This is a genomic window from Acidovorax cavernicola (assembly GCF_003581445.1).
Genome location: NZ_QXMN01000011.1, coordinates 1 through 13,852 on the forward strand (window position 1 = coordinate 1; position 13,852 = coordinate 13,852).

Genomic DNA, 13,852 nt, shown 5'->3' on the forward strand with positions numbered 1-13,852 from the left:
GCGCCAGGGCGAGGCCTCTCCCATGTCGCGCAGCACGTGCCACGGACCGTGGTGCGAGGGCGCCGCGCCGGGCGCCGGCACGAGGCGTAAAGGCCAGAGCAGCGCCTGCCGGAAATGCTGCACGACGACCTCACGCTCTACAGCACCACCGCGAGCGCCGCCGGCGGCACCACCAACGTCACGCCGCTGACCACCGTCGTCGTGGCGCAGCTCGCCCCGAACGGCGACCCCTCCAAGCTGGCTGCCGCGGTGCAGGCCGACGCGAACGCCGTCACCTCCGGCGCCATCAGCGACAAGGTCGCCCAGCTCGTGGCCGCGCTGAAGCCGCTGCTGGATGCGCTCAACACCAGCATCGACCCGATGAGCGGCGAGTTCCAGGCCAACGGCACCGGCCAGGACCGCATCCTCGACACGTTGAACGTCTCGGTGCGCCCCGACGGCACGGCGGCCAACATCGAGATCACCGTCAAGGCGCAGCCCGCCAGCGAAGACGCGGCGCCGGTGTCCATCGTCTTCCGCACCGACGAGAGCACCATCACGCCGCTGCCCGCGGTCGATGCCGCCGCCCTCGTGCAGCCGCCCACGCCGGCGATGGTGAAGGACCTGCTGGACCGCATCAACGCCTGCTACGCACTGCCGCTGAACCAGCGCGTGGACAGCACCATCGGCTCCGACGGCAATGCCTTCGGCGAAGCCGTCAACGTGATCGCGCCGGCCTGCCGCACGCTGTTCGTGGGGGACGACCCGGCCAACTTCGTCAACGCAGGCCTGCACGTCGGGCGCACCTCGAGTGGTCCGCGCCGCCCCTTCGAGAGCCTGTTCCGCGCGGGTCCCACCAACCTGAAGCACGACCGCGGCAACTTCGAATACTTCTATCCGAGCGGCGACATCGCGCTCACCTACCGCTGGACCGACGTCGTCGGCAACACCGACAACGACGTCTTCAACGCGAAGATCGTCGACGGCGCCCTGAAGCTCACCGGCAACAGCAACGCCTACCGCGCGGCGGTGCGCCCGGTGTCCGAGCAGAAGGACTTCCTGAAGCACGCGAACCTCATGTACAACGCCTCGGGCTACAACGTGTCGGTCGACAACGTGCTCGACGGCAACGGCAACTCGATCTTCTCGAAGGTGGTGGCCACCTCGACCGCGCTGCCGGGCCGCGAGCTGGTGCTGGTGCCGCGGGCCGGGCTGACCACCCTGGTGCTCACCACCGACGGGACGGCCAATGGCGCGGTGAACTCCTCCTTGTGGCGCATGGCCGCACGTTACGTGGACCCGGCGCAAGGCGGCAATCCGAGCAGCATCGAACCCGGCAACCTCTTCGCTTCGCCACAATTCGACGACACGCAACTGCGCGCCATCCCGGACCAGGCCACCTGGAAGCTCGAGTTCTTCCTGGCCGCCGGAGGGGCCAACCCGGTGCAGTACGCGCGCACCTTCTCGCGTGCGCCGACCGTGGCCGAGGCCGCGCAGATGCCGACCGTCGAAATGACGCCGGCCTTGCGTGCCGAGCTGCTGCCCGAAATCCAGGGCGTTCAGCGCGGCATCGTGTTCCCGGCGCCGGTGCCCTCCGACCCCAACGCGAACAACATCGACTTCAGCGCCGAAGGCAACCTCGACGGCTGGGCCGTGCCCAGCGGCGCCTACGCCCCGACCACCTTCCTGGTGGCCGGCCGCGGGCCCAACAACAACCGCTTCACCGACTCGATCACAGTGCGCACCTCGGCACGCAAGGCGGTCATCTATTGCCAGCCGGTGAACACGCCGAGCGACAACCACTGCACGAGCGTGGGCAACAACGCCTACCAGTACGCGCAGGGCTCGTCGGTCAGCAGCTTCATCTTCACGGCACGCACGCCACGCCAGCTCGATGTGCGCAAGAGCTTCGAGGCGTGGACTGTCTCGCTGCCCTGAGTCTTCGCACCGTCACCGCATGAAAAAAGCCGCCGACCCGTGAGGGCCGGCGGCTTTTTCAATGCAATTCCAGGAACACCGAGGAACCGGCTTTGCCGGGCCTCAGGTGTTGCCCCCGGTAGGGGGTTGGCGCAGCGACACGAAGTGCGCGCAGCCTGGGGGCGAGCAACAATCAGTCTGCGTAGACGCCTGCGGCCTTGATGATCGGGCCCCACTTGGCGATTTCGGCCGTGACGAACTTCTTGTGCTCGGCGGGCTCGACGCGCTTGTCGGTGATGATCACGGCGCCCAGGCCTTCCTGGCGCTTGATGAAGGCCGGGTCCTTCATGGCGGCCTTGATGGCCTCGTTGACCTTCTTCAGCACCGGTGCGGGCGTGCCCTTCGGTGCGTACACGCCGTGCCAGATCGACACTTCGAAGCCCTTCAGGCCCGACTCGTCGAGCGTGGGCAGGTCTTTCAGCGCGGGCGTGGTCAGGCGCTTGCTGGTGGTCACGGCGTAGGCCTTGACCTTCTTGGCCTCGATCTGCGACGTGGTGTTGGTGGTCTGGTCGCACAGCAGGTCGATCTGGCCGCCCAGCAGGTCGGCGATGGCCGGCGCGGTGCCCTTGTACGGCACGGGCGTCATCTCGACCTTGAGCGCGCTCTGGAACAGCAGGCCGCACAGGTGCGAGGCAGCGCCCAGTCCGGCGTTGCCCAGGTTGATCTTGCCCTTGTTGGCGTTGATCCAGGTCGCCAGTTCCTTGTAGTTGTTGGCGGGCAGGCCGGGCTTGCCGATCAGCGTCATCGGCACTTCATTGACCATGCCGACGTACTCGAAGTCGTTCTCGACGCTGAACGGCAGCTTGCGGTACAGCGCGGGCATCGTCGACATGCCGATGTGGTTCAGCAGCAGCGTGTAGCCGTCGGGGTTGGCGCGCGCCACCTTGGCGGTGCCGATCGAGCTGCCGGCGCCGGCGGTGTTGTCCACGATGATCGTCGTGCCCAGCGTCTTCTGCAGCGATTCGGCCAGGTCGCGGGCCACGCGGTCGGTCGGGCCACCGGCCGAGAAAGGCACCACCAGCGTCACGGGCTTGCCTGCGGGGAAGTCCTGGGCATGTGCGCCGACGGCGGCAGCGGCAAGCGCCGCGAGGGCGAGCAGTTTCTTCATGATGTCTCCGACTGAGTTGGTAAATGGAAAGGGTCGCGATCTTATCGGCTGACCGGGGGCTGACCCATACCGAATAGCCCTTAGGAATGTCACCGTTTTCGCCCCATGCTGGGGCATGATCGGGCCCGTCCCGCGCACCCGCGCCGGGGCGACCACAACCACAACAGGCCTGCCCGCCGGGCGGCATCGAGGAGAAGAAACCAATGGATCCCTGGGTCTATCCGCGCGAGCGCTGGCTCGGCAAACTCACGCTCGTGCTGGGCCTGCTGGCCTGGGCATTGATCGTCGTGGGCACGGTGGGCATTGCGCTCGTCTATGTGCTGCTGGGCTTCATCGGCTACGTGTTCGCGCAGTCGGCGGTCATTGCCTGGATCAAGGGCACGGGCGTGCGCCTGTCGCCCGAGCAGCTGCCCGAGCTGCACGCGCGCTTCACCGACTGCTGCACCCGCCTGGGCATCGCGCAGCCGCCCGAGGCCTATCTGCTGCACGGCAACGGCATCTTCAATGCCTTCGCCACGCGCTTCTTCGGCCGCAACTTCGTGGTGCTGCTGTCCGACGTGGTCGACGCCATGGAGGCGCAGCCCGACGGCATCCACTTCTACATGGGCCACGAGCTGGGCCACATCCGGCGCGGCCACCTCACGGGCCACATCTGGCGCGCACCGGTGCTCTGGCTGCCGCTGCTGGGCGCGGCCTATGCGCGCGCCAAGGAATACACCTGCGACCTGCACGGCGCCGCCTGCTGCCGCGAGATCGACTCCGCGCCGCGCGCGCTGGTCGCGCTGGCCGCCGGCGCCCAACAGTGGCGCAACGTGAACCTGCAGCGCTACGCTGCCCAGTCGGTCGGCAACCGCGGCTTCTGGGGCTCGTTCCACGAACTGATCGGCGGCTACCCCTGGCTCACCAAGCGCGTCGCACGCGCCATCGACCCGGGCGTCAAGCTGCCCGAGCGCAACCCGGTGGCGTACCTGCTCGCGCTCTTCGTGCCCTATGCCGGCCGGGCCGGCGGCGGCGCGGCGGGGGTGCTGATCGTGGTGGCGGTCATCGGCGTGCTGGCGGCCGTGGCCATTCCGGCCTACCAGGACTACCAGACCCGCGCCGTCGTCGCGCAGGCCTGGGCCCAGGGCGCCCCGGTGCGCAATGCGCTCACGCGCCACTACGAAGAAAAATCCGAGATCCCCGACACCCTGGCTGAAGTCGGACTGCCGGGCACCTTGCCCAACGGTGCGACCCTCACGCTCGACCCCGACAGCATGGCGGTGGACGTGACCACGCCGAAGGGCACGCTGCGCATGGAGCCCTCGTCGACCGATCGGGGCATCGCGTGGCACTGCAGCGCGGGCGAGGGGTTGAAGGACAAGGCGTTGCCGGCCAGCTGCAAGAAGTGAGTGGGCGTTCGTTGGCTTCGGTGACGTCTCCCGCTTCGCCACCTGCCAACGCGTGGCGTTTGCCGCGAGACCTTGCGCTCATCACCGTGGCTGTGGAAGCGGCCATCGTGGTGGCCCACTTCGGCGGGCAGCTGTGGCCCGGCTCGGCGCACGAAGGCTATGCGCTGGAGACGTGGGTGGGCATGGTGGGCAACCTCGCGATGGCCTGGGTGTTGGCGGCGGCGCTGGCCTGGAGCCATGGCCGTCAGGCACTGGAAGTGCGCGGCATCACGAGCCTGTCGCTGTTGCGCCGCCCGCGTGTGCGCTACGCCGGGGTCTATCTCGTCGTGCGGGTGCTGGACTACTTCGTGCTGAGCCCGTGGCTCTACGGCCACGGGCTGCTCCCCATGCCGGGCGGCCGGCTGGTGCAGCTGGCGATGCTGGTGCTAGGCGTGTGGGTCGCGACTTGGGTCGTGCTGAGGCGAGGCGCCCGGTCGCCGGATGCGTCGCCGATCGAGGCGGGCGAGGCGGGCGACGCGGGCGAGGGCGCCACGGCATCGCCGGGCCGCGCCACGATGGCGTGGCTGATCGCAGCCGTGTCCGCCTCGGCGCAGATCTGGTGCGTCATGGCCACGGCCCCTTGGGACGAGGCCATGAGAACCCTGGATCACGTGGCGCCCTTCCTGAGCTGGGTCGTGCCGCCGTTGTGTGTCTTCGCCCTGGTGTTCTGGGGCGCATGGCTCGGCATCGGCCCGGGCCCGCTTCCCGCACGGGTCCGGCCGTTCCGCGCTGTGGCCGCATCGGTGCTGGCCTTCGTGCTCGTGCTGGCGGGCTGCGCAGCCGTCTTCCTCGCGGGGCTCGGAGTGCTGGAGCCGTCCCAGACCAGCATGGCCGGTGTCGGCGACCTGGTCATCCTGCTGATCGTGCTCGTGCCGATCTACCTCGCACTGACGGTGCTGCTCACGCGCACCGTCGTGCGCCGCCTGTACCGCGCCTACTTGTAGCTGCGCGCGTCCTCGATCACCTTGCCGTCGTTCGGCAGGCTGCCCGGTGCCACCAGCTCGATGGTGCCGCGCAGCTTGGTCACTTCGCGCACCGCGTCGGCGATGCGCGCGTCGAGCCCGGCCGGGGCGCCGGCGCACTCGAGCTTGAAGGTCATCTGGTCGTCGCCCATCTCGCCCGACACCACGAGGCGCGCGCGCACGATCTCGGGAAAGCGCCGCACGACCTCGGCGACCTGCGAGGGATGCACGAACATGCCGCGCACCTTGGTGGTCTGGTCGGCGCGGCCGAGCCAGCCCTTGATGCGCTTGTTGGTGCGGCCCGTGGGGCAGGTGCCCGCGAGCACGGCCGAGAGGTCGCCGGTGCCGAAGCGCACCAGCGGGTAGTCGGGATTGAAGGTGGTGACGACGATCTCGCCCACCTCGCCGTCGGGCACCGGGTCACCCGTGCCGGGGCGCACGATCTCGACCAGCACGCCTTCGTCGATCACCAGGCCCTGTCGCGCGCTGGTTTCATAGGCGATGAGGCCCAGGTCGGCGGTCGCGTAGCACTGGATGCCCTGCACGCCGTGCGCGGCGATCCAGTCGTGAAGGCTGGGCGGAAAGGCCTCGCCCGAAACCAGCGCCTTGGTGAACCACGGCAGCTTCTGGCCCTTTTCTTCGGCCTTTTCCAGCAGGATCTTCAGGAAGCTCGGCGTGCCCGCATAGCCGTCGGGCTTGAGGTCGACGATGGCTTCGAGCTGCTGCTCGGTCTGGCCGGTGCCGCCCGCGAAGATGGTGCAGCCCATGGCATGCGCGCCGCTTTCCATGATCGAACCGGCCGGCGTCATGTGGTAGCTGAAGCTGTTGTGGATCAGCTCGCCGCTGCGAAAGCCCGCCGCATGCAAGGCCCGCGCCGTGCGCCAGTAATCGCGTGCCTCGCCCTCGGGTTCGTAGATGGTGCCGGGGCTCGCGAAGATGCGCGGCATGCGCGGCCCGCGCACGATCGACGCAAAGCCGCCGAAGGGGTCGTCGGCGCGGCGCGCCTTCTGCAGCTCGAGCAGTTCCGACTTGCGCGTGACGGGCAGCTTCGCGAGCGCCTCGCGCGTCGTGACGTCGGCCGGCTTCACGCCGTCGAGGATCTTCGTGAACGCAGAGGTGGCGGTCTGGGCCTGGGCGATCTGCTTCGGCAGCGCGGCCAGCAGGTCACGTTCGCGTTCGGCGGGGTCGCGGATTTCTAGCTTGTCGTAGTGGTCGTTCATGTCCGTACCCTTCGTCTATCGATTCAGTCGCTGTGCGGTGGGTACTTCAGGCCAGCCACCTCTTGCGCCGCTTGTAGCTCTTCACATCACGGAAGCTCTTGCGGTCCGCGCCGCCCACGCCGAGGTAGAACTCCTTCACGTCCTCGTTCTCGCGCAGGCTCTTGGCTTCGCCGTCCATCACGATGCGGCCGTTCTCCAGGATGTAGCCGTAGTCGGCGTAGCGCAGCGCCATGTTGGTGTTCTGCTCGGCCAGCAGGAAGGTCACCTTCTCCTTGGTGTTGAGGTCTTTCACGATCTCGAACACCTCTTCCACGATCTGCGGCGCCAGGCCCATCGAGGGCTCGTCGAGCAGCACCATCGTCGGGTTGGCCATCAGCGCGCGGCCGATGGCGCACATCTGCTGCTCGCCGCCCGAGGTGTAGGCCGCCTGCGAGGTGCGACGCGTCTTCAGGCGCGGGAAATACGCGTACACCTTCTCCAGCGTCTCCTGCACCGCGGGCTTGCCGTCGGTGCGCGTGTAGGCGCCGGTCATCAGGTTCTCTTCGATGGTCAGGTGGGCGAAGCAGTGACGGCCTTCCATCACCTGGATCAGCCCGCGCTTGACCAGCTCGGCCGGCGACAGCGCCTCGATGCGCTCGCCGCGCAGCTCGATGGTGCCCTTGGTCACGGCGCCGCGTTCGCCCGCGAGCAGGTTGCTCACGGCGCGCAGCGTGGTCGTCTTGCCGGCGCCGTTGCCGCCGAGCAGCGCCACGATGCCGCTTTCAGGCACGGTCAGCGACACGCCCTTGAGCACGAGGATCACGTGGTTGTAGATGACCTCGATGCCGTTGACGTTGAGAAGGATCTTGGGTTCGCTCATGGTGTGGTCCGAAGCATTCGCAAGAACGGCACATCGCCGTCCTTGCGAATGGCGGCTCTCGCGAGCCGCCACGGCACTTTCGTTTCTTGTCAGTGCATCAGGATTGGCAGTCGGCCGCTTCGCGGCGGGTAATCTTCTTTTCGCCCGCGTACTTGTCGGCGGCAGCCTTCACCATCGGCTTGATGATCTGGCTGTCGGCCTCATACCAGTCGGACATGCCGCCCCACTTGGCGCCGTCCCACGTGTGCACGCGTGCCCAGCTCGAGCCCATGTGGTCCTGGCACGAAGTGCTCACCGGACGCATCACGCCCGAGAAGCCCAGTGCGTCCAGCTTCTTCTGGTCGAGTGCGAGGTTCTCCATGCCCCAGCGCACTTGTTCGCCGGTCATGACCTTGCCCTTGCCGAAGCGCTCCTGTGCGCGCCTGACGGCCTCGATGGTCAGCATCTGGATGATCACGCCGCGCGTGTAGAGCACCGAGCCCACTTCGTCCTTCGGACCCGTGCCCTGGCCCTTGTCGTGCACCTGCTTCAGGATGTCCTGGATCACCTTCGGCTGCGTGCCCGAGGTGTTCAATGCGAGTGCGTTGTAGCCCTTGGCGTTGGCACCGACGTCCTTCACGTCGGGTTCGGCGCCGGCCCACCACACGCCGTACATCTTCTCGCGCGGGTAGCCCGTGGCCACGGCTTCCTTCAGGGCGGTGGAGTTCATGACGCCCCAGCCCCACAGCAGCACGAAGTCAGGACGCGACTGGCGCACCTGCAGCCAGGCCGACTTCTGCTCCACACCGGGCGCGGTCACGGGAATCAGCGACAGCTCGAAGCCGTTCTGCTTGGCGCGTTCCTGCAGCAGCGGGATCGGTTCCTTGCCGAACGGCGAGTCGTGGTACACGAGGGCGATCTTCTTGCCCTTGAGCTTGTCCATGCCGCCTTCCTTCTTCCCGATGTGCTGGATCAGGATGTCGGCCGCGGTCCAGTAGGAGCCCATCAGCGGGAAGTTCCACTTGAACACGCCGCCGTCCTGCGAGGCCGAGAGGCCGTAGCCCAGCGTGATGAGCGGGATCTTGTCGGTGGGCACCTTGTCGGTCAGCGCGAAGGTGATGCCGGTGGCCTGCGGATCGAACAGGGCCACGCCCGGACGGCCCTTCAGGCGCTCGTAGCATTCCACGCCCTTGTCGGTCGCGTAGCCGGTTTCGCATTCCTCATAGGCGATCTTCACGCCGTTGATGCCGCCGGTGGCGTTGACCAGCTTGATGTAGTCCTGCTTGCCGTTGGCCCAGGGCGTGCCGTTGGGCGCGTAGGGGCCGGTGCGGTACACCAGCAGCGGGAAGAACTGTTCCTTGGCCTGGGCTTGCGCGAGCGACGGCGCCAGCGCCGTGCCCAGGGTGGTGGCCACCAGGGCGGCGGTCAGAGCGAGCGATTTCAGTGTCATGCCTGTCTCCTTTTGTGGGCACCTCGGTGCCGGGTTTTTGCGAACGGGAACTTCAAAAAATCGGGGTCAGTGAGGGAAGGGCCACAGCCGCAGTTTTTCCTTCGCCGTGGACCACAGCCGTGCCAGGCCGTGCGGCTCCACGATCAGGAAGAACACGATCAGCGCGCCGAAGATCATGGTCTCCAGGTGCGAGGCCAGTGCGGTCGAGATCGAGAAGCCCAGCCACGCGGGCAGCTGGTTCAGGAAGAGCGGCAGCAGCACGATGAACGCCGCACCGAAGAAGCTGCCCATGATCGAGCCGAGCCCGCCGATGATCACCATGAACAGCAACTGGAACGAGCGGTCGATGCTGAACGCCGCCGGCTCCCACGCGCCCAGGTGAATGAAGCCCCACAGCGCGCCGGCCACGCCGACGATGAAGCTGCTGACCGCAAAGGCCGTGAGCTTGGCGTACACCGGGCGGATGCCGATCACCGCCGCCGCCACGTCCATGTCGCGCATCGCCATCCACTCGCGGCCGATGGCGCTGCGCACCAGGTTCTTCGCGAGCAGCGCGAACACCACCACGAAGATCAGGCAGAACAGGTACTTCTGCACCGGCGATTCGATCGGCACGCCGAACACGTTCAGCCCCGCCACGCTCACCGAGCCCGACGACGAGTTGTTGGTGAACCACGTGATGCGCAGGAATGCCCAGTCGGTGAAGAACTGCGCGGCCAGCGTCGCCACCGCGAGGTACAGGCCCTTGATGCGCAGGCTCGGAATGCCGAAGAGCACGCCGATGACCGTGGCGCACAGCCCGCCCAGCAGCAGCGAGGCGATGAGCGGCATGCCTTCGATGCGCACCTGGAAGTTGTAGGCCGCATACGCACCCACCGCCATGAAGGCACCCGTGCCCAGCGAGATCTGGCCGCAGTAGCCCACCAGGATGTTCAGGCCGAGCGCCGCCAGCGACAGGATGAGGAAGGGCGTGAGGATGGCGCGCATCCAGTAGTCGGACACGCCCATTGGCACGACCACGAAGGCCACGAGCAGCAGCACCAGCATCGCCAGGCGATCCTGCGCGATCGGAAGAATCTGTTGGTCGGCGCGATAGCTCGACTTGAACTGGCCGTTTTCTCTGTAGAACATTGCTCAGACCCGATCGATGATTTTTTCGCCGAACAAGCCCTGGGGCCGCACGAGCAGGAAGACCAATGCCAACACATAGGCAAACCAGATCTCGATGCCGCCACCGAGCATGGGGCCGAGATAGATTTCGGACAGCTTCTCGCCGACCCCGATCAGGAGGCCGCCGATGATGGCGCCGGGGATCGAGGTCAGACCGCCCAGGATCACCACCGGCAGCGCCTTCAGCGCCACCAGCGAGAGCGAGAACTGCACGCCGAGCTTGGAGCCCCAGATGATCCCGGCCACCAGGGCCGAGAAGCCGGCCACCGACCACACGATCACCCAGATGCGCGACAGCGGAATGCCGATGGACTGCGCGGCCTGGTGGTCGTCGGCCACCGCGCGCAGTGCGCGGCCCGTGGCGGTCTTCTGGAAGAAGATGGCCAGCACCACCACCAGCGCGGCCGACACCGCCGCCGCCACCAGGTCTTCCTGGCTCAGCAGCAGGCCGCCCTGGAAGGTGCCTTCGAGCACCATCAGCGGTTCCTTGGGCATGCCGACATCGATCTTGTAGATGTCGTTGCCGAAGATCGTCTGGCCCACGCCATCCAGGAAGTAGGCGATGCCCAGCGTGGCCATCAGCAGCGTGATGCCTTCCTGGTTCACCAGCTTGCTCAGCGCGAGCCGTTCGATGAGCCAGGCCACGACGATCATCACCGCCATGGCGGCAATGAAGGCCAGGATGTTCGCCAGGATCTGGCTCTGGAAGCCGAACCACTGCGGGAACCATTCGGCGAAGCGCGCCATGGCCAGCGCGGCGAACAGCACCATCGCGCCCTGCGCGAAGTTGAAGACGCCGGAGGCCTTGTAGATCAGCACGAAGCCGATCGCGATCAGCGAATACAGCATGCCGACCATGAGGCCGCCGAAAAGGGTTTCGAGGAAAAAGCCCATCGTGTTCTTTCGTGATCAGTGCTCGACGCCAAGGTAGGCGCGGATCACGTCTTCGTTGTTGCGCACTTCGTCCGGCGTGCCGTCGCCGATCTTCTTGCCGTAGTCCAGCACCACGACGCGGTCGGAGATGTCCATCACCACGCCCATGTCGTGCTCGATGAGCACGATGGTGGCGCCGAACTCGTCGTTCACGTCCAGGATGAAGCGGCTCATGTCCTGCTTCTCTTCGACGTTCATGCCGGCCATCGGCTCGTCCAGCAGCAGCACCTGCGGCTCCATGGCCAGCGCGCGACCGAGGTCGACGCGCTTTTGCAGGCCATAGGGCAGGCGGCCCACCGGCGTCTTGCGGTGCGCCTGGATCTCCAGGAAGTCGATGATGTGCTCGACGAACTCGCGGTGCTGCAGTTCTTCGCGTTCGGCCGGGCCCCAGCGCAGCGCCTGTGCGAACAGGCCGCTCTTCATCTTGAGGTTGCGCCCGGTCATGATGTTGTCGAGCACGCTCATGCCCTTGAACAGCGCCAGGTTCTGGAAGGTGCGCGCCACGCCCATCTCGGCCACCTGGCGCGAGTTCATGTGCTTGAAGGTCTGGCCGCGGAAGGTGATGGAACCCTGCTGCGGCCAGTACACGCCGTTGATGCAGTTCAGCATCGAGCTCTTGCCCGCGCCGTTGGGGCCGATGATGGCCCGCACCTCGTGCTCGCGCACGTTGAAGCTGATGTCGGTCAGCGCTTTCACGCCGCCGAAGCTCAAGGAGATGTTCTGGACGTCGAGGATGACGTCGCCGGTCTTGCGATTGCTCATGCAGCGGCCTTCACGATGGGGAAGGTTTTGGCGTCGTTGATCTTCAGCGTGGCGCTGACGGCGCCCGTGCGTCCGTCCTCGAACTTGACCTGGGTCTCGATGAACTGCTCGGTCTTGCCGCCGTAGAGCGCGTCGACCAGCACGGCGTACTTCTCGGCGATGAAGCCGCGGCGCACCTTGCGCGTGCGGGTCAGCTCGTCGTCGTCGGGATCGAGTTCCTTGTGCAGCACGAGGAAGCGCGCGATCTGCGTCTCGCCCATGCCGTCCTCGGCGGCGAGGTCGGCGTTGACCTTGGCGATGCACTCGGCCACCAGCGTCAGCACCTCGGGCTTGCCGGCCAGGTCGACATAGCCGCCATAGGCCAGGCCGCGGCGCTCGGCCCAGTTGCCCACGGCCTCGAAGTCGATGTTGACGAAGGCGCAGACCTCGTCGCGGCCGTTGCCGAAGCACACGGCCTCCTTGATCTGCGGGAAGAACTTGAGCTTGTTCTCGATGTAGTTGGGCGCGAAGATCGCGCCGCTCACGAGGCGGCCCACGTCCTTGGCGCGATCGATGATGCGCAGGTGGCCTTCGCTGTCGAGCACGCCTGCGTCGCCGGTGTGGAAGTAGCCGTTGGCGTCGAGCACCTCGGCGGTGGCGTCGGGGCGCTTGTAGTACTCCTTGAGCACCGACACGCCGCGCACCAGCACCTCGCCGTCTTCGGCGATCTTGAGTTCGATGCCCGGCGCCGCCGTGCCCACGGTCTGCAGCTTGACCTTGCCGTCCTGCTGCAGGCACACGTAGGCACAGGTCTCGGTCTGGCCGTAGAACTGCTTGAGGTTCACGCCGATGGAGCGGTAGAAGCGGAACAGGTCGGGCCCGATGGCCGCGCCGGCCGTGTAGGCCACGCGGATGCGGCTCATGCCCAGCACGTTGCGCAGCGGGCCGTAGATCAGCAGGTTGCCCAGGCTGTACATGAGGCGGTCGCCGGTGCTCACGGATGCGCCGTTGAGGATGTCGGCGCCCACGCGCTGTGCCAGCGCCATGAACTTCGCGTACAGCCAGCGCTTGGGCGCGGCCGCGTCTTCCATGCGGATCGACACGGCCGTGAGCAGGCCTTCGAAGGTGCGCGGCGGGCCGAAGTAGTAGCTCGGGCCGATCTCGCGCATGTCGTTCATCACCGTCTCGGCCGACTCGGGGCAGTTGAGCGTGAAGCCGCCCACCAGCCACTGCGCCACCGAGAACAGGTGGTCGCCCACCCACGCCATCGGCAGGTAGCTCATGATGTTGTCGCCGGGGCCGAGCTTGTCGGTCTCGACGCCGCCGCGGCCTGCCGCGATGAAGCTGGCGTGCGTCTGGCACACGCCCTTGGGGCGGCCGGTGGTGCCCGAGGTGTAGAGGATCACGCCGACGTCGGTGGCCTCGCCGCTGGCGACGGCGCGGTCGTAGTAGCCGGCGTTGGCCTTGTCGAAGGCGCGGCCCAGTTCGCGCAACTGCTCGTAGCTCATGAGCCCCGGCTGGTCGTAGTGGCGCAGGCCCTTGGGGTCGTCGTAGATGATGTGGCGGATGCCTGCTGACTGGCCTTCCTGCCCTTGCTGGAGTTCGCGGCACTCGAGCAGCTTGTCGACCTGCTCCTGGTCTTCGACGATGACGAACTCGATGCCGGCGTCGTTCAGCATGAAGACCATCTCGCCGGCCACCGCATCCTGGTACAGCGGCACGGGCACGCCGCGCAGGCTTTGCGCGGCGAGCACCGCCATGTACAGGTGCGGCCGGTTGGCACCGACGATCGCCAGGTTGTCGAAGGCCTTGAAGCCAAGGCTTGCCAGACCGCAGGCCATCTCGCGCACTTCCTGCGCCACGGCGTGCCAGGTCCAGGTTTGCCAGATGCCAAGGTCTTTTTCGCGCACGGCGGGAGCCTCGGGACGGGCCTCGGCATGCGCGAGCAGCAGACGGGGGAAGGTGGGGGCGGTGGTTTGCACAGTGGCCGGATCGTAGGTCGCACTTTGACGCCCGGTTGTCGTTCCAACGACAATCCTAGGGACAC

Annotated in this window: 11 protein-coding genes; 3 read left to right on the top strand and 8 right to left on the bottom strand. The window is 67.0% G+C overall.

Annotated elements, in window-relative coordinates; translation table 11 throughout:
- Window positions 1-114: 114 nt before the first annotated feature.
- Window positions 115-1,917, top strand: coding sequence for a carboxypeptidase regulatory-like domain-containing protein (locus tag D3H34_RS11330; protein WP_286185629.1), 1,803 nt, complete (start codon window positions 115-117; stop codon window positions 1,915-1,917).
- Window positions 1,918-2,089: 172 nt separating this feature from the next.
- Here the strand turns inward: D3H34_RS11330 and D3H34_RS11335 are convergent, their stop codons facing one another.
- Window positions 2,090-3,064 carry a tripartite tricarboxylate transporter substrate-binding protein gene (locus D3H34_RS11335; RefSeq protein ID WP_119553562.1) on the bottom strand — a complete coding sequence of 325 codons (975 nt, stop codon included), beginning with the start codon at window positions 3,062-3,064 and terminating at the stop codon, window positions 2,090-2,092.
- A gap of 203 nt (window positions 3,065-3,267) precedes the next feature.
- Here D3H34_RS11335 and D3H34_RS11340 point away from each other — a divergent pair, with 203 nt between their 5' ends.
- Both D3H34_RS11340 and D3H34_RS11345 read left to right on the top strand, forming a co-directional pair.
- Window positions 3,268-4,452, top strand: a complete 1,185-nt coding sequence (locus tag D3H34_RS11340) for a M48 family metalloprotease (protein WP_119553563.1) — start codon at window positions 3,268-3,270, stop codon at window positions 4,450-4,452.
- 59 nt (window positions 4,453-4,511) lie between these two features.
- Window positions 4,512-5,435, top strand: a complete 924-nt coding sequence (locus tag D3H34_RS11345) for a hypothetical protein (RefSeq protein WP_286185631.1) — start codon at window positions 4,512-4,514, stop codon at window positions 5,433-5,435.
- Here the strand turns inward: D3H34_RS11345 and D3H34_RS11350 are convergent.
- The 7 genes from D3H34_RS11350 to D3H34_RS11380 all read right to left on the bottom strand — a co-directional run bounded on the left by D3H34_RS11350 (window position 5,426) and on the right by D3H34_RS11380 (window position 13,787).
- A complete protein-coding gene (locus tag D3H34_RS11350; protein ID WP_119553564.1) occupies window positions 5,426-6,673 on the bottom strand; it encodes a phenylacetate--CoA ligase family protein in 1,248 nt (415 codons plus the stop codon). The two genes, D3H34_RS11345 and D3H34_RS11350, sit on opposite strands and share 10 nt — an antisense overlap.
- Window positions 6,674-6,719: 46 nt before the next feature.
- Window positions 6,720-7,532: an ABC transporter ATP-binding protein gene (locus D3H34_RS11355; RefSeq protein ID WP_119553565.1), complete on the bottom strand. Its 813-nt coding sequence runs from the start codon at window positions 7,530-7,532 to the stop codon at window positions 6,720-6,722.
- A gap of 97 nt (window positions 7,533-7,629) precedes the next feature.
- Entirely contained in the window at window positions 7,630-8,961 is a 1,332-nt protein-coding gene (locus D3H34_RS11360) for an ABC transporter substrate-binding protein (protein WP_119553566.1), read from the bottom strand.
- Window positions 8,962-9,027: 66 nt separating this feature from the next.
- Window positions 9,028-10,092 (bottom strand): branched-chain amino acid ABC transporter permease, encoded by a 1,065-nt coding sequence (locus D3H34_RS11365; protein WP_119553567.1) that lies wholly within the window; start codon window positions 10,090-10,092, stop codon window positions 9,028-9,030.
- A 3-nt stretch (window positions 10,093-10,095) separates the two neighbouring features.
- Complete coding sequence (locus tag D3H34_RS11370; RefSeq protein WP_119553568.1) at window positions 10,096-11,025, bottom strand: branched-chain amino acid ABC transporter permease; 930 nt, start codon at window positions 11,023-11,025, stop codon at window positions 10,096-10,098.
- Window positions 11,026-11,040: 15 nt separating this feature from the next.
- The gene (locus tag D3H34_RS11375; protein ID WP_119553569.1) at window positions 11,041-11,826 is read right to left on the bottom strand and encodes an ABC transporter ATP-binding protein; all 786 of its coding nucleotides are present in this window, start codon (window positions 11,824-11,826) and stop codon (window positions 11,041-11,043) included.
- Window positions 11,823-13,787 carry an AMP-dependent synthetase/ligase gene (locus tag D3H34_RS11380; protein WP_119553570.1) on the bottom strand — a complete coding sequence of 655 codons (1,965 nt, stop codon included), beginning with the start codon at window positions 13,785-13,787 and terminating at the stop codon, window positions 11,823-11,825. The genes D3H34_RS11375 and D3H34_RS11380 overlap by 4 nt, the downstream gene beginning before the upstream one ends.
- Between the last annotated feature and the right edge of the window lie 65 nt (window positions 13,788-13,852).